Annotated in this window: 24 protein-coding genes and 2 pseudogenes; 11 read left to right on the forward strand and 15 right to left on the reverse strand. The window is 71.1% G+C overall.

What is annotated here, in order from left to right:
* Positions 1-10 precede the first annotated feature (10 nt).
* Together RTA_RS00400 and RTA_RS00405 are read right to left on the reverse strand one after the other, a co-directional pair.
* Positions 11-979: a Bug family tripartite tricarboxylate transporter substrate binding protein gene (locus RTA_RS00400; RefSeq protein ID WP_013899376.1), complete on the reverse strand. Its 969-nt coding sequence runs from the start codon at positions 977-979 to the stop codon at positions 11-13.
* Entirely contained in the window at positions 976-1,695 is a 720-nt protein-coding gene (locus RTA_RS00405; RefSeq protein ID WP_049871181.1) for a GntR family transcriptional regulator, read from the reverse strand. The genes RTA_RS00400 and RTA_RS00405 overlap by 4 nt, the downstream gene beginning before the upstream one ends.
* 77 nt (positions 1,696-1,772) lie before the next feature.
* Between RTA_RS00405 and RTA_RS21155 the strand changes: the two genes are divergently transcribed.
* Complete coding sequence (locus RTA_RS21155; RefSeq protein ID WP_041674918.1) at positions 1,773-2,009, forward strand: BON domain-containing protein; 237 nt, start codon at positions 1,773-1,775, stop codon at positions 2,007-2,009.
* Between the two features lie 14 nt (positions 2,010-2,023).
* On the opposite strand, the gene RTA_RS00415 is transcribed toward RTA_RS21155, so the two are convergent.
* The 4 genes from RTA_RS00415 to RTA_RS20510 form a co-directional block, all read right to left on the reverse strand.
* Positions 2,024-3,448, reverse strand: a complete 1,425-nt coding sequence (locus tag RTA_RS00415; RefSeq protein ID WP_013899379.1) for an FAD-binding oxidoreductase — start codon at positions 3,446-3,448, stop codon at positions 2,024-2,026.
* 60 nt (positions 3,449-3,508) lie between these two features.
* The gene (locus RTA_RS00420) at positions 3,509-3,856 is read right to left on the reverse strand and encodes an EF-hand domain-containing protein (protein WP_013899380.1); all 348 of its coding nucleotides are present in this window, start codon (positions 3,854-3,856) and stop codon (positions 3,509-3,511) included.
* Positions 3,843-4,505, reverse strand: coding sequence for an EF-hand domain-containing protein (locus RTA_RS00425; RefSeq protein WP_013899381.1), 663 nt, complete (start codon positions 4,503-4,505; stop codon positions 3,843-3,845). The genes RTA_RS00420 and RTA_RS00425 overlap by 14 nt, the downstream gene beginning before the upstream one ends.
* Positions 4,506-4,626: 121 nt before the next feature.
* Positions 4,627-5,010, reverse strand: coding sequence for an EF-hand domain-containing protein (locus tag RTA_RS20510; protein ID WP_013899382.1), 384 nt, complete (start codon positions 5,008-5,010; stop codon positions 4,627-4,629).
* Between the two features lie 130 nt (positions 5,011-5,140).
* Between RTA_RS20510 and RTA_RS00435 the strand changes: the two genes are divergently transcribed.
* A complete protein-coding gene (locus RTA_RS00435; protein WP_013899383.1) occupies positions 5,141-5,707 on the forward strand; it encodes a cob(I)yrinic acid a,c-diamide adenosyltransferase in 567 nt (188 codons plus the stop codon).
* Positions 5,708-5,737: 30 nt separating this feature from the next.
* On the opposite strand, the gene RTA_RS00440 is transcribed toward RTA_RS00435, so the two are convergent.
* The 7 genes from RTA_RS00440 to RTA_RS00470 all read right to left on the reverse strand — a co-directional run bounded on the left by RTA_RS00440 (position 5,738) and on the right by RTA_RS00470 (position 11,388).
* On the reverse strand, positions 5,738-6,388 hold the full coding sequence (locus tag RTA_RS00440) for a histidine phosphatase family protein (protein ID WP_013899384.1): 651 nt from the start codon (positions 6,386-6,388) through the stop codon (positions 5,738-5,740).
* A 41-nt stretch (positions 6,389-6,429) separates the two neighbouring features.
* A complete protein-coding gene (locus RTA_RS00445) occupies positions 6,430-6,858 on the reverse strand; it encodes a hotdog fold thioesterase (RefSeq protein WP_013899385.1) in 429 nt (142 codons plus the stop codon).
* A gap of 21 nt (positions 6,859-6,879) precedes the next feature.
* Positions 6,880-8,208 (reverse strand): solute carrier family 23 protein, encoded by a 1,329-nt coding sequence (locus RTA_RS00450; protein ID WP_049871184.1) that lies wholly within the window; start codon positions 8,206-8,208, stop codon positions 6,880-6,882.
* A gap of 80 nt (positions 8,209-8,288) precedes the next feature.
* A complete protein-coding gene (locus tag RTA_RS00455) occupies positions 8,289-9,176 on the reverse strand; it encodes an NAD(P)/FAD-dependent oxidoreductase (protein ID WP_013899387.1) in 888 nt (295 codons plus the stop codon).
* Positions 9,166-9,627 carry an Rrf2 family transcriptional regulator gene (locus tag RTA_RS00460; RefSeq protein ID WP_013899388.1) on the reverse strand — a complete coding sequence of 154 codons (462 nt, stop codon included), beginning with the start codon at positions 9,625-9,627 and terminating at the stop codon, positions 9,166-9,168. The genes RTA_RS00455 and RTA_RS00460 overlap by 11 nt, the downstream gene beginning before the upstream one ends.
* A gap of 69 nt (positions 9,628-9,696) precedes the next feature.
* Entirely contained in the window at positions 9,697-10,581 is an 885-nt protein-coding gene (locus RTA_RS00465) for an alpha/beta hydrolase (RefSeq protein WP_013899389.1), read from the reverse strand.
* Positions 10,582-10,785: 204 nt separating this feature from the next.
* Positions 10,786-11,388: a TetR/AcrR family transcriptional regulator gene (locus RTA_RS00470; protein WP_013899391.1), complete on the reverse strand. Its 603-nt coding sequence runs from the start codon at positions 11,386-11,388 to the stop codon at positions 10,786-10,788.
* 63 nt (positions 11,389-11,451) lie between these two features.
* Here RTA_RS00470 and RTA_RS00475 point away from each other — a divergent pair, with 63 nt between their 5' ends.
* Together RTA_RS00475 and RTA_RS00480 are read left to right on the forward strand one after the other, a co-directional pair.
* Entirely contained in the window at positions 11,452-13,551 is a 2,100-nt protein-coding gene (locus RTA_RS00475) for an acetoacetate--CoA ligase (RefSeq protein ID WP_041674919.1), read from the forward strand.
* Between the two features lie 106 nt (positions 13,552-13,657).
* The gene (locus RTA_RS00480) at positions 13,658-14,911 is read left to right on the forward strand and encodes a PQQ-dependent sugar dehydrogenase (protein WP_013899393.1); all 1,254 of its coding nucleotides are present in this window, start codon (positions 13,658-13,660) and stop codon (positions 14,909-14,911) included.
* A 23-nt stretch (positions 14,912-14,934) separates the two neighbouring features.
* Here RTA_RS00480 and RTA_RS00485 read toward each other — a convergent pair whose 3' ends face one another.
* Positions 14,935-15,726 (reverse strand): DUF2243 domain-containing protein, encoded by a 792-nt coding sequence (locus RTA_RS00485; RefSeq protein ID WP_013899394.1) that lies wholly within the window; start codon positions 15,724-15,726, stop codon positions 14,935-14,937.
* Between the two features lie 188 nt (positions 15,727-15,914).
* Here RTA_RS00485 and RTA_RS00490 point away from each other — a divergent pair, with 188 nt between their 5' ends.
* On the forward strand, positions 15,915-16,292 hold the full coding sequence (locus RTA_RS00490; protein WP_013899395.1) for a hypothetical protein: 378 nt from the start codon (positions 15,915-15,917) through the stop codon (positions 16,290-16,292).
* An 8-nt stretch (positions 16,293-16,300) separates the two neighbouring features.
* Here the strand turns inward: RTA_RS00490 and RTA_RS00495 are convergent, their stop codons facing one another.
* Positions 16,301-17,206 (reverse strand): DMT family transporter, encoded by a 906-nt coding sequence (locus RTA_RS00495; RefSeq protein ID WP_013899396.1) that lies wholly within the window; start codon positions 17,204-17,206, stop codon positions 16,301-16,303.
* A 68-nt stretch (positions 17,207-17,274) separates the two neighbouring features.
* On the opposite strand from RTA_RS00495, the gene RTA_RS00500 reads away from it, so the two are divergent.
* The 6 genes and pseudogenes from RTA_RS00500 (at position 17,275) to fghA (RTA_RS00520) (ending at position 22,691) form a co-directional block, all read left to right on the forward strand.
* Entirely contained in the window at positions 17,275-18,381 is a 1,107-nt protein-coding gene (locus tag RTA_RS00500; protein ID WP_013899397.1) for an S-(hydroxymethyl)glutathione dehydrogenase/class III alcohol dehydrogenase, read from the forward strand.
* 11 nt (positions 18,382-18,392) lie between these two features.
* Complete coding sequence (gene fghA / locus RTA_RS00505) at positions 18,393-19,262, forward strand: S-formylglutathione hydrolase (RefSeq protein WP_013899398.1); 870 nt, start codon at positions 18,393-18,395, stop codon at positions 19,260-19,262.
* Positions 19,263-19,391: 129 nt separating this feature from the next.
* Entirely contained in the window at positions 19,392-20,807 is a 1,416-nt protein-coding gene (gene copM / locus RTA_RS00510) for a CopM family metallochaperone (RefSeq protein WP_013899399.1), read from the forward strand.
* A 112-nt stretch (positions 20,808-20,919) separates the two neighbouring features.
* The gene (locus RTA_RS20890; RefSeq protein ID WP_013899400.1) at positions 20,920-21,093 is read left to right on the forward strand and encodes a hypothetical protein; all 174 of its coding nucleotides are present in this window, start codon (positions 20,920-20,922) and stop codon (positions 21,091-21,093) included.
* A 155-nt stretch (positions 21,094-21,248) separates the two neighbouring features.
* Positions 21,249-21,836: pseudogene (locus tag RTA_RS00515) on the forward strand (zinc-binding dehydrogenase); the annotation flags it as partial.
* Positions 21,837-21,846: 10 nt separating this feature from the next.
* Positions 21,847-22,691 (forward strand): annotated as a pseudogene (fghA, locus tag RTA_RS00520) (S-formylglutathione hydrolase).
* Position 22,692 lies beyond the last annotated feature (1 nt).

Genomic DNA, 22,692 nt, shown 5'->3' on the forward strand with positions numbered 1-22,692 from the left:
TGGGGAGGGTTCAGTCGATCTTCAGGTTCTGCGCCTTGACCAGCTGGGTCCAGCGCTGGATGTCCTGTTGCAGGTACTGGCCGAAGGCGGCGGGGGTCATGGGCTGGGGCTCGACCGCTTCGGCCGAGAGCTTCTCGCGCATGTCGGGCGCGGCCAGGGTCTGGTTGAGCGTGGTGTTGAGCTTGCCCACGATGTCGGCCGGCATGCCGGCCGGGCCGACCACGCCGTACCACTGCATCGCGTCGAAGTTCTTCAGCCCGAGCTCCTCCAGCGTGGGCACGTCCTTGATCTGCGGCGCCCGCTGCCTGCCGGTGACGGCGATCGGCCGCAGCCGGTTGGAGCGGATGTGCTGCAGCGCCGCCGCCAGCCCGGGGAACATGGCCTGGGTCTGGCCGCCGATCACGTCGGTGATGGCCGGCGCGATGCCGCGGTAGGGGATGTGCACCATGGGCATCTTCAGCTGCAGCTTGAGCAGCTCCATGGTCAGGTGCGTCAGCGAACCGGCGCCGGCCGAGCCGTAGCTCGCCTTGCCCTTGTTGGCACCCAGCCAGGCCACGAACTCCTTGAAATCCTTGATCGGCAGGTTGGCGTCCACCACCAGCACGTTGGGCGTGGCGCCGATCATGCCGATGGGCGTGAAGTCCTTGACCGGGTCGTAGGGCAGCTTGCGGGTGGCGGGACTGGTGCCGTGCGTCGCCACATAGCCCTGCATCAGCGTGTAGCCGTCGGGCGCCGCCCGGGCCGCCAGCTGGCTGGCGATCACGCCGCCGCCGCCGCCCTGGTTCTCCACCACGAAGCTCTGGCCCAGGGCGCGGCCCCAGCGGTCGGTGACGGTGCGGCCCACCAGGTCGCTGCCGCCGCCGGCGGCCACCGGCACGATGTACTTGATCGGCTTGTCGGGGTAGCCCTGGGCGCGGGCGGCGGGCAGGCCGGCCAGCCACAGGGCCGGTGCCGCCTGCAGGATGTGGCGTCGTTTCATGGGTGTGTCTCCTGGGGGTTCGGGGGGTCGCCCGCCAGCCGCCGGTGCGCGTCGCGCACGTGGCCGGCCAGCAGGCGTTCGCACAGCGCCGCATCGCCCGCGCGCTGCGCCGCCGCGATCCGCCGGTGCTCGGCGATCGAGGCGGGCATGCCCAGGTCCTGCGACAGATTGGTCAGCCGCGACAGGTGCAGCTTCTGCACGACGTGGCGGTAGCTCTCGGACAGCGCCGCGTTGCCGGTGGCTTCCACCATCAGCCAGTGGAAGCGCAGGTTCTCGCTGTAGTAGTCGGGCACGCTGCCGCGGTCGGCGGCCGCCTGCATCGCATCGATGGACGCATCCAGCCGCGCGGCGAGGGCGGTGCGCGCCGGTGCCGGCAGCTGCGCGGCACGCCGCCCGGCGAAGCCGTCGAGCAGCGCGCGCAGCTCGTACAGGCCGCGCACCTCGGCCGCGTCCAGCCGGCGCACGAACACGCCGGCATGCTTGCGCGCCTCCACCAGTCCCGAGCTTTGCAGCTCGCGCAGGGCCTCGCGCACCGGCACCCGCGAGACGCCCAGCCGCTGGGCGACGTCGGGTTCGTTGATGCGCTCGCCGGCTCGGATCTCGCCGCGCAGGATCATGCCCAGCACGTCGTCGCGCACCAGCCGGCCGAGCGAGGTCCGGCGCACGGCATCGGCCATGGCGCGGTCGGCATGGGGCACGGCGGTCCAGGGAAGCATCTGGATATCGTATACGATTCTTGAGGGTCCACCGAAGCTTTGACCGCGCCCGGCCTGCGCGCCAGCATCACCGCACCATGAAGCTGCATCCCCTGCGCCTGCCAATCGCCATCGCCGCCACCGCTGCGGCGCTGGCGGCAACCGCCCAGCCTGCCGGCAACGCCTTCAACGACCCGTTCCTGCTGCGCGGCTGCGTCAACAGCCGCGAGCAGGCGCTGGCGCTGGAGCAGGCCGTGGGCCTGGTGGACGACGTGATGGGCGTGATCAACCAGCTGAGCTGGCCCGGCCGTCCGGCGCCCGCTGGCGCCAGGTAGCCGCGCCGCCGGGGCTAGAGCGAGAAGATCTTCCCCGGGTTCATGATGTTGCGCGGGTCCAGCGCCCGCTTGATGGTGCGCATCATCTCCACCGCGCCGGCGCCGGCCTCGGTCACCAGGAAGCCCATCTTGTGCAGGCCCACGCCGTGCTCGCCGGTGCAGGTGCCTTCCAGGCTGAGGGCGCGCGCCACCAGCTTGTGGTTCAGGCCCTCGGCGATCTCGCGCTCCTTGGGGTCGTTGGGGTCCAGCAGGTAGCCGAAGTGGAAGTTGCCGTCGCCCACGTGGCCGACCAGGAAGTAGGGGATGCCGCTCTCGTCGGCCTCTTTCACCGAGTCGAGCAGGCAGTCGGCCAGGCGCGAGATCGGCACGCAGGTGTCGGTGCTGATGGCGCGGCAGCCCGGGCGCGACTGGATCGCGGCGAAGTAGGCGTTGTGCCGCGCGGTCCACAGGCGGGTGCGCTCCTCGGGCGTGGTGGCCCACTCGAAGGCGTTGCCGCCGAACTCGCTGGCGATCTCCTGCACCGTCTCGGCCTGCTCCTTCACCCCGGCTGGCGAGCCGTGGAATTCCATCAGCAGCATGGGCTCGATGCGCAGGCCCAGCTTGCTGTGGGCGTTGACCATGCGCACGGTGTTCTGGTCGATCAGCTCCACGCGTGCGATCGGCACGCCCAGCTGGATCACCTGGATGGTCGCGCGCACCGCCGCCTCGATGCTGGGGAAGGAGCAGATCGCCGCGGAGATCGCCTCGGGGATGGGGTACAGCCGCAGCGTGACCTCGGTGATCACGCCCAGCGTGCCCTCGCTGCCCACGAACAGGCGCGTCAGGTCGTAGCCGGCCGAGGATTTCTTGGCGCGCGTGCCGGTGCGGATCGCCTCGCCGCTGGCCGTCACCACCTCCAGGCCCAGCACGTTCTCGCGCATGGTGCCGTAGCGCACGGCGTTGGTGCCGCTGGCGCGCGTGGCGGCCATGCCGCCCAGGCTGGCGTCGGCCCCCGGGTCGATGGGGAAGAACAGGCCGGTGCTCCTGATCTCCTCGTTGAGCTGCTTGCGCGTCACGCCCGGCTGCACCGTCACCGTCAGGTCCTCGGCGTTCACCGACAGCACCTTGTTCATGCGGCTGACGTCGATGCTGATGCCGCCCTGCACCGCCAGCAGGTGGCCTTCGAGCGAGGAGCCTACGCCGAAGGGGATGACCGGCACTTCATGCTGGCCGGCCAGCCGCACCGCGTCGGCCACGTCCCGGGTGCTCTCGGCGAACACCACGGCCGCCGGCGGCGGCGCCTGGAACGAGGATTCGTCGCGGCCGTGCTGCTCGCGCACCGCCAGGGCGGTGGAGCATTGCGCGCCGAAGCGGGACTGCAGCGCCTCGATCAGCGCGGGCGGAACCTCGCGCGGCTGGATCTCGGGGACGAGGTGCGACAGGGTGGTGGGAGCGTTCATGGTGCGCGGCTTGGGGGCGATGGCGCAGTGTACGCCCGCGCTCCCGGCGCCGCGCCGCGCTCAGGGGGTCGCGGCCGCGTACTCCTCGCCCGTGAGCACGCCGTCGCGGTTGGCATCCAGCTCCTCGAAGCTGCGGGGCAGGTAAGCCAGCCGCAGCGCCTCGGCGCGGGTGAGCTCGCCATTGCCGTCGGTGTCGGCTTCGGTGAAGGCGCGGCTCAGCGCCTGCGGCGTCCAGCGGTTCGCGGCGCCCTGATCACCCGAGGGCAGTACCGGCAGCCCGGGATTGGGCGCGACGCGCGCCGGCGACGGGTCCACCTGCGCGACGGCGCCGCCCACGGCCAGGCCCAGCAGCATCCCGATCAGCAGCGGCCGCCACGGCGGCCGGCGGTCCCGTTCAGCGTAGCCCATCGTCGTACTCGGAACGGCTGATGCGGCCGTCGAAGTTGCGGTCCATGGCTTCGAAGCTGCCCGGCCGGATGGCCAGGCGCCACCACTCGCCCTGGGTCAGCTCGCCGTCGCGGTTGGCATCGGCCGTGATGAAGGAGCGGGCCACCTCGACCGGCGTGTAGGGGCCGGCGCCGGAAGACACGGTCTGCGGGAACGCCGGAATGCCGGGCCCTGCCCCGGCGCCCAGCACGGCCGTGGGGTTGCCGGCCGAGCCGTCCGGAAAGGGCAGTGGGGGCGTGATCACGACGCCCACGCCGCCCGTGCCGGGCGTGCCGACGGACCCCGGGCCGGCAAACCCCGGGTCCGCGAACCCGGGCGCGCCGGTGGGCGAGGCCGCGCTGGGGATCACCACCGGCGGCAGGCCGCCCGGGAACGGCGTGGGCGAAGGCAGGCCGGCCGGGTTGGGCAGGCCGAAGGTGGCGGCGCGGTTGGCCGGCACCGGGTTGGGCGCGGCCTGCACCGAGCGCTGGCCGGAGCGGGCGCCCGCGGTCTGGGCCTGGACGCCGGTCGTCCACAGGGCGGCCGCGCCCACGGCCAGGAGGGCGACGGCGGCCCAGGGCCAGTGGCGGGACCGCTGCGAGGAAGCGGACGGCGAGGGACGGGATTTCATAGCGGGCTCCTGCTTGCCTGCAGCTTGGCAAACGAGCCGCCGTCCGGCCAGACGGGGCCGGCGGGTGTTGGCGTAGGACGCCGAAGACGGTGGCTGCGCGGCATGCCGCACAGCGGCTGGCTCAGGAGGCCTGCTGCAGCGCTTCTTCGAACTCGGCGGGCGAGAGCAGGCCGTCGCGGTTGGTGTCTATGCGTTCGAAATGACGCTGGATGCGGGGGTACACGCCCATTTCAGTGCGGGTGAGGCTGCCGTCGTGGTTGCTGTCGATGTGCCGGAACGCCTGCTGCACCTGGCTGCTGCTCAGGCGCATGCGCGGCGCGGGATCCTCGGCGGCTGCCCGGGCCGAAGCCGTGGCCGCGGGTGTGCTGCCTGGCGTCTGTGCATGCGCGGCCGTGAGAACGAGCGCGGCGCCGACCAGCAGCACCGAGCCCAGGGCCACGTTGCGGGCTTTGGACGAAGGCAGGGGGCCACGCCGGGCCGTTGTGGAAGAGCTGGTGGGACGCATGCCTGGATTCCACCCCAATCGCACCGGCGGCGGCCAGGACTTTTGCCCGCTGTTGCGGCGGACACATCCCTACTCCGCGGGTAACCAGGGTGAAAATCACACTCCGGACTCCCCGAAATAGGAACTTTCCATGGGCAAACGCCTGACGCAGATCGCCACCCGCACCGGCGACAACGGCACCACCGGCCTGGGCGACAACACCCGCGTGCCCAAGCACAGCGCCCGGGTGCAGGCCATGGGTGATGTGGATGAACTCAACTCCCACCTCGGTTTGCTGCTATGTGAGCGCTTGCCACCAAGCGTGAGCGAGCTGCTGGTGGAGGTGCAGCACCAGCTGTTCAACCTGGGCGGCGAGCTGTCCATCCCCGGTTTCGAGCTGCTCAAGCCCGAGGCAGTGCTGACACTGGACCAGGCGTTGGCCCAGCACAACGCGGCCTTGCCCAAGCTGGAGGAATTCATCCTGCCGGCCGGCACCCGCGCCGCCGCCCAGGCGCATGTGTGCCGCACCGTCGCCCGCCGGGCCGAGCGCTCGGTGGTGGCGCTGGGCGCGGCCGAGCCGCTGCGCGACACGCCGCGCCATTACCTGAACCGCTTGTCCGACCTGATGTTCGTGCTGGCCCGGGTGCTCAACCGCATGGACGGCGGCGACGACGTGTACTGGCGCAGCGAGCGGATGGCGCGCCAGGTTCCCGAATAAGCGCCGGACCGGCCGGCGGCGCCGGCGGCCCTAGCGCGCGGCGCCGGCGCGCCCCAGGGCCGCCCATTCGTCGACCCGCACCCGCGCCACCACGGCCCAGCCGGTGCCCTGCGGCCGCAGCACCGCCGCCTCGCCCTCGGCCAGGTGGGGCGGTCCGGCGATGGCGCGGAACGGCGTGCCATGCCCCACCACCCAGCGGTTGCCTGCGGTTGACACCGGCGCGGCCAGCAGCCGCTTGAGGCCGGGGTAGTCGCCCTCCTGACCTTCGCGGATCTCGTTGCGCGGCTCGGCCTGGCCGAACATCAGCCGCGCGGTGTCCTGCGTGCGGCAATAGGGGCTGGCCAGCACCTCGGCCACCGGCAGGCGCAGCGCGCGGATGTGCCGGCCGACGGCGCGGGCGTCGAAGCGGCCCTGTTCGGACAGCAGCCGCTGGTTGGCGCAGTCGGCATAGCCCGTCATGCCGCTGTCGCCACGCGAGAAGTCGGTGGCCGTGTGGCGGAAGTAGATGACGTGGCCGCCCCGGCGCAGCGCGGCGGCGAGGGCCGGCCCCGACAGCGCCTGGCCCGCGTCGGGCGCCGACGAGGTGGCGGAGGCGATGGTGCCGGAGGGCGGGGTCTGCGCGGCCGCGGCAGCGCTTGCGGCCACCAGGGCCGCGGCCAGCAATGCAAGAACAGGTTTCATGCCGCTCTGATCCGCCGGCGGCCCGGCGGTTCGCGTGTCACTCAGGCCTTGCGCGACAGCACGGCCATGGTCAGCCGTGACACGCAGGTGGGCTGGCCGGCCTCGTTGCTCAGGTCGATCTGCCAGACCTGGGTGGTGCGGCCGATGTGCACCGGCCGGGTGATGCCGTACACCCAGCCCTCCATCGCCCCGCGCAGGTGGTTGGCATTGATGTCCAGCCCCACCGCGCGGCAGCCCTCCGGGCAGGAATAGGCCGCGCCGCAGGAGCCCAGCGTCTCGGCCAGCACCACGGAGATGCCGCCGTGCAGCAGGCCGTAGGGCTGGCGGGTGCGCGCATCCACCGGCACCCGGCCGCGGATGAAGTCGTCACCGACCTCCAGGAACTCGATGCCCAGGTGCTGCACCGCCGTGCCCTGGTGCATGTCGGCCAGGAGCTGCGGCGAGATGGGGCGGGTCCAGATGGCGGGCATGGGCCGATGCTACCCGCGCTTTCAGCGCACCGGGGCGTCGCCGGCCATCGCCGTTTCGCGGCCCGGCCGGGCCCGGCCCAGCAGCGCCCACAGCAGGATGGCGCCGAAGGTCGCGGTGCCGATGCCGCCCAGCGCGAAGCCGCCGAACCGCAGCGTGAAGTCGCCGGTGCCCAGCACCAGGGTGATGGCGGCCACCAGGAGGTTGCGGTTGTCGGAGAAGTCCACCCGGTTGTCCACCCAGATCTTGGCGCCGGCCACGGCGATCAGGCCGAAGACCACGATGGACACGCCCCCCATCACCGGCAGCGGGATGGCCTGGATCACGGCGCCGAACTTAGGCGAGAAACCCAGCACCACGGCGATCACCGCCGCCACCACGAAGATGGCGGTGGAGTAGATCTTGGTGGCGGCCATCACGCCGATGTTCTCGGCGTAGGTGGTCACGCCGGTGCCGCCCGCCGCGCCGCTGACCATGGTGGCGATGCCGTCGCCGATGAAGGCGCGGCCCATGTACGGGTCGAGGTTGCGGCTGGTCATGGCGGTCACCGCCTTGATGTGGCCCAGGTTCTCCGCCACCAGGATGATGGCCACCGGCGCGATCAGCAGCATGGCCGCGCCGCTGAACACCGGCGCGGTGAAGGCCGGCGCGCCGAACCAGGGCGCGGCCGCGATGCCCGATAGGGCGATGGGCTTGCCCAGGCCCAGGCCGTTGGTCAGCAGGGCGTAGATGAGCGAGGCGACGATCAGGCCCACCAGGATCAGCAGGCGCTGCACCATGCCGCGCGTGAAGACGGCCACCAGCGCCACGCTGACGAAGGTCACGGCCTGCATCCAGGCGTCGAAGTTGTTCGCCGCCATGTTCTTGATGGGGATGCCGGCCAGGTTGAGGCCGATCACGGCCACCACGGCGCCGGTGACCACCGGCGGCATGAAGCGCTCGATCCAGCCGGTGCCCACCGCCTGCACCACCGCGCCGATGAGCGCGTACAGCAGGCCGCAGGCGATGATGCCGCCCAGGGCCACGGCGATGTTGAGGTTGGGCCCCTTGCCGGCATAGGACGTGGCGGCGATCACCACGCCGATGAAGGCGAAGCTCGAGCCCAGGTAGCTGGGCACCTTGCCGCCGGTGACCAGGAAGAAGATCAGGGTGCCCACGCCGCTCATCAGGATGGCGATGTTGGGGTCGAAGCCCATGAGCAGCGGCGCCAGCACCGTGGCGCCGAACATCGCGATCACATGCTGCACGCCCATGGCCGCGGTCTGCGGCCAGGGCAGGCGCTCGTCGGGGCCGATCACGCCGCCCTGCCGCAGCACCGATGCGGGCTTCTCGGCCCAGCTGAACATTCCCATTCCTCGCTCCTTGAAAGTGGAGCGATGCTAGGAGCAATGGCCCGGCCACGCAAGGCGCGGCACGGCGCGGTGCGCGGCGATCAGGCCGGGAACACGAGCGAGCGGTGGGCGGCGGTGCCGGCCATCGCGCCGTCGCCCACGGCGAGGGCCACGCTGCCGGCGCCGCGCGCCATGTCGCCGCAGGCGAACACGCCGGCCACCGTGGTCGCCTTCTGCGCGTCGGTCTTCACGAACGGGCCCAGCGGTCCGTCCTCGAACGCGCATCCGAGCTGCCGCGCCAATGGGCTGGCCGGTTCGGTGCGGCTGGCGGTGAACAGGCCCGCGAGCTCGACCTCGCGCCCGTCGTCCAGTACCACCGTGGCTTCACCCGCCAGGGCGCGCACCGGGGTGGGTTCGATGCGCACGCCGCGCGCGGCCAGTTCCTGCCGCTGCGCCTCGTCCGGGCTGGCCGCGCCGTTGAGGAAGAAGGTCACGCTGCCCCACTCGGGCAGCAGCAGGGCCTGGTGCACCGACATCGGCCCCGTGGCCAGCACGCCGATGCGGCCTCCGTCCAGCTCGTAGCCATGGCAGTAGGGGCAGTGGAAGACGCTGCGTCCCCAGCGCTCGCGCAGGCCCGGCACGGCCGGCAGATGGTCGACCACGCCGCTGGCCAGCACCAGCCGCTGTGCGCGCAGCCAGTGCCCGCCGGAGGTGCGCAGCGCGAAGGCGTCGCCCTCGCGCTCGGCGGCTTCCACCACGTCGTCGAGCCACAGCACCGTCGAATAGCGCAGCAGTTGCTGTTTGGCCGTGGCCACCATTTCGGACGGCGCCGCGCCGTCCTGGCCGAAGAAGTTGTATGAATGGTCGGCAAAGCGGTTGCGCCGCACGCCGCCATCGACCACGGCGACGCGCCGGCGGGCGCGTGCCAGGGGCAGGGCGGCGGACAGGCCTGCGAAGCTGCCGCCGACGATGACTGCGTCATAAGCCATGCGCGTGTGCCCCCAACGTGTGCCCGCCCTCGACCATGCGGCGGTGGAAGTCGCGCGATAACGCGCCCAGCGTGACGCGGCCCAGACGGTCCAGCAGCAGCGTTTGGGCCTGGCGGTAGGCATCGTCCAGCGCGGCGTTCACGGCCTGCTCGACCAGGCAGCTCGGGTGCTCCTCGCGGTGGCCCACGGCGAGCAGCTCGGGGGCGCCGACGGCCTCGTGGATGTCGCGCAGCGTGATGCGCTCCAGCGGACACGACAACACCCAGCCGCCGCCATGGCCCTTGGCCGAGGCGACGAAGCCTGCATCGCGCAAGCCGGCCATCAGCCGGCGGATGACCACCGGGTTGGTTTGCATCGCCGCGGCGAGCGACTCGGACGTGGCGGGGCCATCCCTCTCGGCCATGTGCAGCAGGCAATGCAGAACGCCGGAAAGGCGGCTGTCTCGTTTCATGCAACTAGTGTAGTTGCATGAAAAAGACCGTGTCCAGCCGATGGTCTTGGATGGGGCGTCGACCGGCCGCTACCCGGCGAACATCGCCACCCGCGCCAGAACGGCCGCATCCTTCAGGATCTTGCGGTGGCCCAGGCCCTGGGTCTCCATCAGCGCCCCGCTGCGCACCGCGTGCGCGAAGGCCTGGCCGTCGGCGAAGGCGTTGATGCTGTCGCCGCGGTCGTGCACCACCAGGGTGGGCACGCGGATGCGCGGGCCGACGGCCCGCGGCTCGAACTGCGGCATCAGGATGCCCTCGCGCGCCTCGATGCGCCCCTGCATGGCCGCCCGCACCGCTTCCGACAGGCCGAACACCTGGGCGAACAACCGCGTGTACTCGTGCGGCGAGGCCGGGGGCGCCAGCAGCACCAGGCGCTGCGCCGCCAGTCCCCGGCTGGCCGCGTACGCCGCGGCGTTGGCGGCCAGCGAATGCGCCACCACGGCACGCAGCACCTGGCCTTCCTGCTGCAGCCGCGCGGCGGCGTACTCGATGGCGCGCGCGAACTGCGGCAGGTTGCTGGTGCGCCCGCCGCTGCGGCCGTGCGCCGGCATCTCCAGCAGCACCGGCGACAGTCCCTGCTGCGCCAGGGCCTCGGCCAGCGGCAGCATCTGCGCCGCGTGTCCGCCCCAGCCGTGCACCAGCAGGGCCACCGGCCCGGGCGGCGCGGACGGCCTGGCGTACAGGGTGAGGGAGGCGTCCTCGAACGGCCAGCGCTCGATGCGCCAGTCGGCGCCCCAGGCCGTGCGGCGATGCAGCCACTTGGGCGGCAGGGGCGTGGCGAACAGCCGCTGGGCGGCGCGCACGGCCAGCCCGGGCGCGATCCGCTGGGCGGCGGCCAGCACCAGGCGCGAGGTGCGCAGCAGCGGTCGGGTCCCGTAGTAGGCCGAGGTGGCCTGCAGCGTGGTGCGGGTCATGGTGGGCCTTCCCGCGTCAGAAGTACACCATGTCCTCGTTGCAGCGCGGCAGGTCGCGCAGCGAGGCAAGGACGGCGCGCGTGGCGCGCCAGACGCCGTAGACGGCGGCGATGGAAAGCAGGGTCAGCATGGCAGCATCCTTTCTTCGCACGGTCGTGCGAAACAAGTCGAACACAGGGCAGAGTGGTCATGTCTCCGTAGGTGTCAGGGCAGGTAGCTTTGCAGCAGGCGGCGCCAGCTGGCCTGCGCCCGCTCGGCGGCGCGCGCATCGCGCAGGAAGCGCGTGTCGTGCAGCTGGCCCATGATCAGGCTGTAGATCTCGGCCACCAGCTGGTCGGCATCGGTGCCGGGCCGCAGGTGCCCGGCCTCCACCGACTGCAGCACGGTGCGGCGCAGCGCCGCGCGCCAGCGCGTGACCTCGCCGTGCAGGAAGTCGCGCAGCTCGCCCTCGCGGTCGTCCAGCTCGAAGGCGCCGGCGGTGAAAATGCAGCCGGTGTGGCCCTCGATGTCGCGGGTGCGCACGATCCAGCGCCGCATGATCTCGTCGAGCCGGGGCAGGCCCTTGGGCTGCTGCATCGCGGGCACGAACACGTCGGCCAGGAAGCGCCGGCCGAACTCCTCGATCACCGCCTTCTGCAGTGCCTCGCGCGAGCCCACGCGCGAGAACACGCCGCTCTTTGACAGGCCGACGCGGTCGGCCACGGCCTGCAGGGTGATGGCCTCCAGCCCCTCGGCGCCGGCTAGGTCCAGCGCCGCGCCGACGATGGCGGCGCGGGTCAGCTCGGCTTTCTGGGTCTTGGCGTCCATCGGTTCAATATAGCACGATCGTGCGAAACGACAAGCCGCACGGGCGCTGCTACGCTCGTGCGCATGAGCGCCGCCCCCTTCGTCCCCCAGATCCGCCTCTACCAGGACTGGCTGCGCCAGCGGCGCGGCCTGGCGTTCGACAGCTACGACGCGCTGTGGCGCTGGTCCACCGGCGACCTGCCCGCTTTCTGGCAGAGCGTGTGGGACTACTTCGAGCTGCGATCGCCCACGCCCCACCGGGCCGTGCTGGCGCAGGCCCGCATGCCGGACGCGCGCTGGTTCGAGGGCGCGCAGTTCAACTACGCGCACCAGGTGCTGCGCCACGTGCAGCCGGCGCACGCGGCCGGCTTCATGGCCGTCGTCAGCCGCAACGAGCGTGGCGGGCACCGCGAGCTGTCCTGGCCCGAGCTGCGCCGCCAAGTCGCCTCGCTGGCGCTGCACCTGCGCGAGCAGGGTGTGCAGCCGGGCGACCGGGTGGCGGCCTACCTGCCCAACGTCCCCGAAGCCATGGTCGCCTTCCTGGCCACGGTCAGCATCGGCGGCGTGTGGAGCATCTGCGCGCCCGACATGGGCACGGCGGCGGTGCTGGACCGCTTCCGCCAGATCGGGCCCAAGGTGCTGATCGCCTGCGATGGCGTGCGCTACGGCGGCCGCGACTTCGACCGCACGGCGGTGGTCGCCGAACTGCGCGCGCAGCTGCCGACCGTGCGGCACCTGGTCGTGCACCGCAACCTGGGCGTGCCGCAGGCTGCCCTGGATGCGCTCGGCTCCTTCCAGGAGTGGGGCCCGGCAGTGGCCCGCGACGACGCCCGGACCGAAGGCTTCGAGCCGCTCTGGCTGCCGTTCGACCACCCGCTGTGGATCGTGTACTCCAGCGGCACCACCGGCCTGCCCAAGCCCATCGTGCACGGCCATGGCGGCACGGTGCTGGTGGCGCTGGCGCTCAAGACCCTGCACAACGACATAGGCTGCAGCTACCACCCCAACAGCTGGGGCGAGCGCTACCACTGGTACAGCTCGACCGGCTGGGTGATGTGGAACGCGCAGGTCAGCGGCCTGCTCAACGGCACCACCTGCTGCATCTACGACGGCAATCCCGGCGGCTCCAAGGACAACCCCGACTGGACCACCCTGTGGCGCTTCGGCGCCGAGCTGGGCGTCACCTTCTTCGGCGCCGGCGCGGCTTTCTTCGCCAACTGCATGAAGGCGGGTGTCGACCTGACCGCACTGCCCGGCCTGAAGTCGGTGCGCGCGCTCGGCACCACCGGCTCGCCCCTTTCGGAGGAGGCGCAGCGCTGGGGCACGGAGCAATTCAGGAAACTGCACGCGCTGGCGGGCGAGACGCCCGCCACCGCCGGGCCGTCCAAGCCTGCGCAGGCAGGCTTGGAGCCGCGGCCCGACGTCTGGTGGTGCAACATCAGCGGCGGCACCGACTTCGCCGGCGCGTTCATCGGCGGCAACCGCGAGCTGCCACTGGTTCCCGGCGAGATGCAGTGCCGCCTGCTGGGCTGCGCGGTGGAAGCCTGGAATGAGCAGGGCCAGCCCGTGGTGGGCGAAGTGGGCGAGCTGGTGTGCACCAAGCCGATCCCGTCCATGCCGCTGTACTTCTGGGGCGACGAGGGGAGCCAGCGCTATCTCTCGTCCTATTTCGACATGTACCCCGGCGTCTGGCGCCATGGGGACTGGCTGAAGATCACGCCGGCCGGCGGCTGCATCATCTACGGCCGCAGCGACGCCACCATCAACCGCCATGGCCTGCGCATGGGCACCAGCGAGCTGTACAGCGCGGTGGAGGCGCTGCCCGAGGTGCTGGATTCCTTGGTGGTGGACCTGGAATACCTGGGCCGCGAGAGCTACATGCCGCTGTTCGTGGTGCTGCGCCCTGGCGTGGTGCTGGACGACGCCATCAAGGCCCGGATCAACACCGCCGTGCGCACCGCGCTGTCGCCGCGCTTCGTGCCCGACGAGATCCTGCAGGTGGCCGAGATCCCGCGCACGCTCTCCGGCAAGAAGCAGGAACTGCCGATCAAGAAGCTGCTGCTCGGCCAGCCCATCGACAAGGTGGTGAACAAGGACGCGATGGCCAACCCGGGCTGCCTGGGCTGGTACGTGCAGTTTGCGCAGCAGCGGGCGCAGCCCGGCACTGCAGCAGCCCAGCCATAGGTGCGCGCGCGGCCGACACGGCACGACGAAAAACCCCCGCGCCCGCTCGGCGCCCCGGCTGCGGACAATCGGCCGTTTTGACCGGACCACTCTTCACGAGTACACGATGTTTTCCCTGAAGCTGTCACACACTGCCTGGCCCCATCTGCCGCGTTCGTTGCGGGGCGCGCCCGCGCTCCTTGCGGCCTGCCTCGCGGCAGCCCCCGCAGCCTTTGCCCAGGGCAGCGCCGCGCCGCAGTTCGCCAGCACCCAGGTCATGGGCGGGCTCAGCGAGCCCTGGGACATCGCCTTCGCGCCCGGCGGCCCGATGTTCTTCACCGAGAAATGCGCGGGCCTGTCGGTGCGCATGCCGGACGGCGCGGTGCGCCGGCTCATGGGCAATGCGCAGGGCTATGCCCTGCGCGCCAACGACCTGTTCTGCCAGGGCCAGAGCGGCGTGCACGGCGTTGCGGTGGACCCCGCCTTCGCCCAGGGACAGCGCTTCGTCTACGTGTTCTCGGCGTCCAACCTCAGCACCAATCCACGCAGCAACCGCGTGATCCGGCTGCGGGTGAACGACGACTTCAGCCGCGTGAGCGAGCGCACCGACATCGTCACCGACATCCGCTACAAGGAAGGCGGCGGGGGCGCCGGCGGTCCCGGCGCACACAGCGGCGGCCGGCTGCGCTTCGGGCCGGACGGTTTCCTGTACGTGACCACCGGCGACAACCACCACCCGGACATCCCGCAGTCGCCCACCCTGATCGGCGGCAAAGTGCTGCGCATCGACCGTGACGGCAAGGCCGCGCCCGGCAACAACACGCCGTCCGACTTCGACGCGCGCATCTATGCCTACGGCATGCGCAACCCCCAGGGGCTGACCTTCCGCCCGGCCGGGCAGCCCGGCGCGGGCCAGCCCTTCATCGCCGAGCATGGGCCGAACCACAGCGACGAGGTGAGTGCGCTGGCGCCGGGCGCCAACGGCGGCTGGGACCCGCGCAACCGCCCCGGCCTGGACTGCCGCGGCAACGGCTACTGCGGCTATGCCGGCAACGCGCAGACCATGCCCATGACCGACACGCAGCGCTTTGCCGACGCGTTGCGTCCGCTGTGGACCAACCAGAGCAAGAGCGAGGGCATGGGGCCCGCCGAGTTCCTGAGCGGCCCGCAATGGCGCGAGTGGAACGGCGCCCTGGCCGTGGGGCTGATGCGCGAGCGCCGGCTCGACCTGCTCACCATCGGGCCCGATTCCCGCTCGGCGCGCGCCGTGGTGGCCGAGGTGCTGGGCTCGCCGCGCCTGCGCAGCCTGGTCCAGGGGCCGGATGGCGCGTTGTGGGCTGCCACGGACAGCGGCCAAATCCTGCGGATGACCTTGCGTTGAAGATGGCAGGGGCAGGCCGCCGTTCAGCGGCCTGCCCGTTGGGACCAGGACAAGCAGCCCAGCGACACGGCCGAGCGGCTGACCAGCAAGGCGCCGCCGCGGTACAGCGGGCCCACCGGCGCCTGGGGGCTGGCCTTCACCGCCCAGACAGCACCGCCGCGGTCCGTCCACACCACGCGGGCATCGATCCGGCCCAGCACCGCCATCGCCTGGGCCGCGCCCACACCCGGCCGGAACACCACCAGCAGATCGTCGCCGCCGGCCGGAGGCTGCGCCGCCTGCAGCCCGGCCACTACGGCCAGCGCCGCCACCGCGACAGCGGCCACCCCGGCGCCGGGCCCCCTGGCCGCACCACGGCGCAGCCAGGCGGCGGCCGCCAGTGGCAACAAGCCGAACAGGGCCAGCCACAGCAGGTCCCACGGCAGTGGATCGGCCACATCCATGCGGACGCGGTGGATGCCGGTGAGCCAGTGCGACAGCAGCGTGTCCAGCACATGCCAGCCGCCGAAGCCCGCCAGCACGGCAGCCAGCAGGCGGCGCCCCGCACCGGCCTGCCCCAGCGCTGCGCGGGCGCGCCACAGCAGCAGCAGCCCTGCTGCCGCCACCAGGTACATGGCGGCATGGAACAGCCCGTCGGCCAGGATCTGCAGGCGCAGGTCGCGCAGCGGCCCGTCATCCAACCCGCTGAGCAGGTGGTGCCATTGCAGCACCTGGTGCAGCAGGATGCCGTCGAAGAAGCCGCCCAGCGCCAACCCGAGCAGGAAGCCGGGGCGCCCTGGCGAGGGTGGCGAGGTGAGATGCGACGATGCAGCCATGGGGCCTCCAGTCGCGAACGAACTTAGCGCGCGGCCCCGAGTAGGTGCGTCGGACAGCGGCGCGTTCGCCGCCCGAGCCGAGCCGCGCGCCGGCCGTGCTGGCGTAACGGGCCGCGGCCGAGCACCACGGAAACAGGCGCGCCCACTACCATGACCGGGTCGATTTTCAAGAAGAAGAGACCCTCGCCATGACCGTTCCCCTCATGCTCAGAACAGCCGCCGTGCTGATGTTCCTCACCGCCCTGGGCGGGCTGGCGCTGGCCGCCACGCGCGCCAAGATGGACCGCCCGCCGTCCTGGATGGCCATTGCCCACGGGCTGCTGGCCACCAGCTCGCTAACGCTGCTGCTGTACGTCGGCTTCACCGTGGGCCTGCCCGGGCTGATGTGGGCCGGCATCGCCATCGTGCTCGCGGGCGCGGCGGTCGGCCTGTACCTGAACCTGGCCTACCACGAGAGGCACAAGCGGCTGCCGGTCACGCCGATCGCGCTGCACGGCCTCATCACGGCGGTGGGCTTGTTCATCGTCGCCCTGGGTGCCTTCGGCACCGGCACGAACAACCCGTAGCCGCGGCGTCAGCCGGCGGGCTTGCGGTTGACCAGCACGATGCCCACGGCCACGCCCGCCAGGGCCAGCACCAGCTGAGCCGTGAGCGGCTCGTCCAGCAGGGCAACGCCGAAGACCAGCGCGAACACCGGCGTAAGGAAGGTGAAGGACGACATCCGCGTGGCCGGGTAGTGCCGCAGCAGCCACATCCAGGCCAGGTAGCTGGCGAAGGCGCCCACCACGGTCTGCAGCGCCAGCGACCCCCAGGCCCGGGCCGAGTAGCCGAGCGACCAGGTCTCGCCCAGCGCCAGCGACAGCAGCGGCGCCACCGCCGCGGTGACGGCCACCTGGTAGAACAAGGTCTTCTCGGCACTGGCCGTGGCCATGGCGCTGCTGCGGATCACCAGGGTGGTCAGGCCCCACAGCGTGCCGGCCGCCAGCGCCAGTGCGTCGCCGCGCAGCTGGCGCGGCGTGACCATGTGCCCGGCGAAGCCCTCGGCAAAGGCCAGCGCCACAGCGCCGAAGGCGATCAGCAGGCCGACCCATTGCGCGCCGCGCAGCTTCTCCACCGGCACGAAGCGCGGCAGCAGCAGCGCCACCACGAAGGGCGAGGTGTAGAGGAACACCGTCAGGCGCGAGGCCGTGGTGTCGCGCAGGCCCAGGTAGATGCAGGCGAACTCGCCGGTGAACAGGGCCCCCGCCAGCAGGCCCGCGCGCAGCGTGCCGTCGCGCGCGAACAGCGGCACGCCCCGCACCACGCACCACAGCCCCAGCAGGGCCGTGGCCCCGGCGAAGCGCAGCGCCGCCTGCCACAGAGGCGGCACCTCGGCCACGGTGGCCTTGATCAGGATCTGCTGGAAGCCCCAGAACAGGCAGCAGGCGATGAGCAGGGTGATGGCAAGCGTGTCGAGGTGTTGTTTTCGCTGGTGCGGCATGCGGCGATGCTAGCCGCGTTGGTGCGACACTGGCCCGCTGCTTCACCCCTGCCCTGGAGACTCCACCCATGAAGACCCAAGCCGCCGTCGCCTGGAAGTCCGGCGCCCCGCTCAGCATCGAAACCGTCGACCTGGAAGGCCCGCGCGCCGGCGAGGTGCTGGTCGAGATCAAGGCCACCGGCATCTGCCACACCGACTGGTACACGCTGTCGGGCGCCGACCCCGAAGGCATCTTTCCCGCCATCCTAGGCCACGAGGGCGCCGGCATCGTGGTCGACGTGGGCCCCGGCGTCGCCACCTTGAAGAAGGGCGACCACGTCATCCCGCTGTACACGCCGGAATGCCGCCAGTGCAAGTTCTGCCTGTCGCGCAAGACCAACCTGTGCCAGCAGATCCGCGCCACGCAGGGCAGGGGGCTGATGCCCGACGCGACCAGCCGCTTCAGCATCCGCGGCAAGCCCGTCTTCCACTACATGGGCACCAGCACCTTCGCCCGCCACACCGTGGTGCCCGAGATCGCGCTGGCGAAGATCCGCGAGGACGCGCCCTTCGACAAGGTCTGCTACATCGGCTGCGGCGTCACCACCGGCATCGGCGCGGTGATCTTCACCGCCAAGGTGGAGGCCGGCGCCAACGTGGCCGTGTTCGGCCTGGGCGGCATCGGGCTCAACGTGATCCAGGGCGCGAAGATGGTGGGCGCCGACAAGATCATCGGCATCGACATCAACCCCGCGCGCCAGGAGATGGCGCGCAAGTTCGGCATGACCCACTTCATCAACCCCAAGGAGGTGGACAACGTGGTCGATGCCGTCGTGCAGCTGACCGGCGGCGGCGCCGACTACAGCTTCGAGTGCATAGGCAACACGCAGGTGATGCGCCAGGCGCTGGAGTGCACGCACAAGGGCTGGGGCCAGAGCATCATCATCGGCGTGGCCGAGGCCGGCGCGGAGATCAGCACCCGGCCTTTCCAGCTGGTGACCGGCCGGCAGTGGAAGGGCTCGGCCTTCGGCGGCGCGCGCGGCCGCACCGACGTGCCCCGCATCGTCGACTGGTACATGGACGGCAAGATCAACATCAACGACCTGATCACGCACACCCTGCCGCTGGAGAAGATCAACGACGGCTTCGAGCTGATGAAGCGCGGCGAGTCGATCCGCGCCGTGGTGGTGTACTGAGAGGCCGCGCGATGGCACAGGACCTGGAGCTGCTCGGCGAGCACGCCTGCTTCGGCGGCGTGCAGCGCTTCTACCGCCATGCCTCGGCCGAGATCGGCCTGGCCATGCGCTTCTCGGTGTACCTGCCGCCGGCCGCGCGTGAGCCGGGCGCGAAACTGCCCGCGCTGTTCTACCTGGCCGGCCTGACCTGCACCGAGGAGACCTTCCCCATGAAGGCAGGCGCCCAGCGAATGGCGGCCGAGCTCGGCCTGGTGCTGATCGCGCCCGACACCAGCCCGCGCGGCGCCGGCGTGCCGGGCGAGGCGGACAGCTGGGACTTCGGCGTCGGCGCGGGCTTCTACCTCGACGCCACGCAGGCACCCTGGTCGCTCCACTGGCGCATGGAGAGCTACGTCACGCGCGAGCTGGTCGAGCTGGTGCGCCATGCGCTGCCGGTCGATACGCAGCGCATCGGCCTGTTCGGCCACTCGATGGGCGGCCACGGCGCGCTGACGCTGGCGCTGCGCCACCCGGGGCTGTTCCGCACGGTCTCGGCGCTGGCGCCGATCTGCGCGCCCACGCGCTGCCCTTGGGGCGAAAAGGCCTTCACCGGCTACCTGGGCACCGACCGCCATGTCTGGCGCGACCACGACGCCAGCGAGCTGATGGCCCGCCAGCCCCGGCCGCCATACCCCGGCGGCATCCTGATCGACCAGGGCGAGGCTGACAAATTCCTGGCCGAGCAGCTGCATCCGCACCTGTTCGAAGCCGCCTGCGCGCAGGCCGGGCAGCCGCTCACGCTGCACCGGCACCCGGGCTACGACCACGGCTACTACTTCATCCAGAGCTTCATGGCCGAGCATCTCGCGCACCATGCGGCCGGCCTGGGTGCAGGGGCATGAGCCTGGCCGACCGGACCCCTCTGGCACACGTTCGCGGCAAGTCACCTACAGACGGCAGCGCGGAGCCGTCCTAGCCTGCGGAACCAAGCCACGGTTCGTGGCTGACCCAGCAGCGCAGGACAGCACCCCATGGAACACGCACGCTCATGCGGCCCGCGCGCCGCGATCCGGGCCGCCACCGCCGCCGGTATGGCCGCCCCGCTGGCGGCCAGCGCCCACGTGAAATGGTTTGCCCCGTACATCATCGAGGCGCCGCCGCAGCGCCTCATGGAAACGCTGACGGACCGCTGGTTCTGGACCGGCATCCTGCTGGTGCTCGTCTTCTTCCTGGCCGCGCGCGCGCTGGAGAAGACGCGCGCCGGCGGTGCCGTCCTGGCCGGCTTCGACAAGGTGACCGGCCCGCTGTGGGCACGCGGCGACGACTTCATGCGATTCGTGATTGCCGCGTTCTTCGTGGCGATCTTCGCGGTCGGCGGCGTGTACCTCACGCCGGACCTGAAGTCGCCGCACGAGTGGGTGTCGTGGATGCAGCTGCTCATCGCGGCGCTGGTGTTCTCGCGCCGGACGATGCCGCTGGCCGCAGCCGGCATCATCGGGCTGTGGCTGCTGGCCCTGACCCAGTACGAGCTGTTCCACCTGCTCGACTACCTGGCGCTCGGCGTGGGCGTGGCGGCCTACCTGGTGCTGGCCGCGTCCGACAGGCTGGACTGGAACAGGTACCGGTTCGTGGTGCTGCGCTGGGGCGTGGCCATCGCGCTCATGTGGTCCAGCCTGGAGAAGTTCGCGTACCCGGACTGGTTCTACCCGCTGGTGGAGGAGAAGCCGTTCCTCACCTTCGGCATGCCGCGCGACGTGTTCATCCCCATGGCCGGCGTGGCGGAGTTCACCATGGGCTTCGGCCTGTTGTGGACGGCGTTGATCCGCCGGCTCTCGGCACTGGCGCTGTTCGTCATCTTCAACGCGGCCGTGTACCCTTTCGGACGGCTGGACCTGGTGGGCCACGCGCTGATCATGGCCGTCATCGTGATCATCTTCGCGGACCCCACGCCGCAGGTGCGCTTCGCCCTGCGCCGCACGCTGGCCGCCATCCCCGCCACGCTGGTGGCGACGATGGCGGTCTCTGCCATGAGCTACTGGGGGCTGCACCACGCGCTGTACGGCTTGGACGGCCGATCGGGCGTGGCCGCGAACAACAACAACCCGGGCGCCGCCGCGCGCTCCACGCACACGCACGATCCTGAGCGACCGCACGAGGCGCCCGCCGCGGGCGGCAGCGCCCAGGCCGCCTACCTGGCCAGCATGCAGCGCATGCACGGGGACATGGAGGCCGGCGTGAAGCACCCGGACCCCGACCAGGCCTTTGTGCGCGGCATGATCGCCCACCACCGCGCGGCGATCGAGATGGCGCAGATCCAGCTGCGGCATGGCACCGAGACCCAGAACCGGCGCCTGGCGCAGGAGATCATCGAGACGCAAAAGCGCGAGATCGCCGAGATGGAAGCCTGGCTGCGCCAACGCCATGCCGGGGAAGACAAGCCGGGCTGACCTGGCCACAGCCCGCCGCACACACGGCAGTGCAGTGGAAACAGTCGATTGCAGCTTGGCTGGAGCGCGGTGCGTCCTAGCATGCCCGCGTCACCCACTCCAGGAGCCCTTGATGAGCAAACGCACGCGCCACGCCGACAACAGCAAGCGGCAGCAGCCGATCCAGCAGCAGCGCGCCCAGGCCGCGGCCAGCCAGGCCGGCGCGAGCAAGCAGGCAAAGACCGAGGCTCGCGGCCGCAGCACGCAGGGGGCGCAAGGCGGGGCAACGAACCAGGACGAACGCTGATCCACCCTTGGTGCGGCACGGTTCGTGGCCGCAGGGTCACAGCGTGGCCAGCTTCTCCAGGATGGCTTGGCCCAGCAGGTGACCCAGGTAGTTGTCTACGAAACGCTCAGGGCCGTGACCCCCACGCTTGTCACTGCGTGTAGTGCGCTGCCAAGGGGGCCTTCGCGGTGATCTTCACCGCCAAGGTGGAGGCCGGCGCCAACGTGGCCGTGTTCGGCCTGGGCGGTATCGGGCTCAACGTGATCCAGGGCGCGAAGATGGTGGGCGCCGACAAGATCATCGGCATCGACATCAACCCCGCGCGCCAGGAGATGGCGCGCAAGTTCGGCATGACCCACTTCATCAACCCCAAGGAGGTGGACAACGTGGTCGATGCCGTCGTGCAGCTGACCGGCGGCGGCGCCGACTACAGCTTCGAGTGCATAGGCAACACGCAGGTGATGCGCCAGGCGCTGGAGTGCACGCACAAGGGCTGGGGCCAGAGCATCATCATCGGCGTGGCCGAGGCCGGCGCGGAGATCAGCACCCGGCCTTTCCAGCTGGTGACCGGCCGGCAGTGGAAGGGCTCGGCCTTCGGCGGCGCGCGCGGCCGCACCGACGTGCCCCGCATCGTCGACTGGTACATGGACGGCAAGATCAACATCGACGACCTGATCACGCACACCCTGCCGCTGGAGAAGATCAACGACGGCTTCGAGCTGATGAAGCGCGGCGAGTCGATCCGCGCCGTGGTGGTGTACTGAGGTAGCGGCGATGGAACTGGTCTCGCAGCACCGCTGCTTCGACGGCGAGCAGCGCTTCTACCGCCACGACTCGAAAGAGATCGGCCTGCCCATGCGCTTTGCGGTGTACCTGCCGCCCGCGGCGTTGGCGGCCGGCGCCAAGCCGGTGCCCGCGCTGATGTTCCTGGCTGGCCTGACCTGCACCGAAGAGACCTCATGGTCAAGGCCGGCGCCCAGCGCCACGCGGCCGAGGCCGGCATCGCGCTGATCGCCCCCGACACCAGCCCGCGCAACACCGGCATCGCCGGCGCCACCACGGACTGGGACTTCGGCGAAGGCGCCGGCTTCTACCTGGACGCCACGCAGGCGCCGTGGTCCACGCACTTCCGCATGGAGAGCTGGATGATGAAGGAGCTGCTGTCGCTGCTGACGCGCGAGCTGCCCCATCGACGGCAACCGCCTAGGCCTGACCGGCCACTCTATGGGCGGCCACGGCGCGCTGACGCTGGCGCTACGCCACCCGGGCGTGTTCAAGACGCTGTCGGCCTTCGCGCCGATCTGCTCACCGACGCGGTGCCTGTGGAGCGAGAAGGCGTTCAGCCGCTACCTGGGCGAGGACCGCGCCGCCTGGGCGCCCTACGACGCGAGCTTGCTGATGGAGGGGCAAAAGCAGGCGCCGTACCCAAGCGGCATCCTGATCGACCAGGGGCTGGCGGACAAGTTCTGGAGGAACAGCTGAAGCCGGAGTTGTTGGAGGCGGCCTGTGCGAAGGTGGGCCAGAAGGTGATGTTGCGTAGGCATGCAGGATATGACCATGGGTATTACTTCATCAGTTCCTTACTGTCCGAGCACATAACTCGTATAAAGCGCACCTAAC

The sequence above is a fragment of the Ramlibacter tataouinensis TTB310 genome (assembly GCF_000215705.1).
In the GTDB taxonomy this organism is placed as follows: Bacteria; Pseudomonadota; Gammaproteobacteria; order Burkholderiales; family Burkholderiaceae_C; genus Ramlibacter; species Ramlibacter tataouinensis.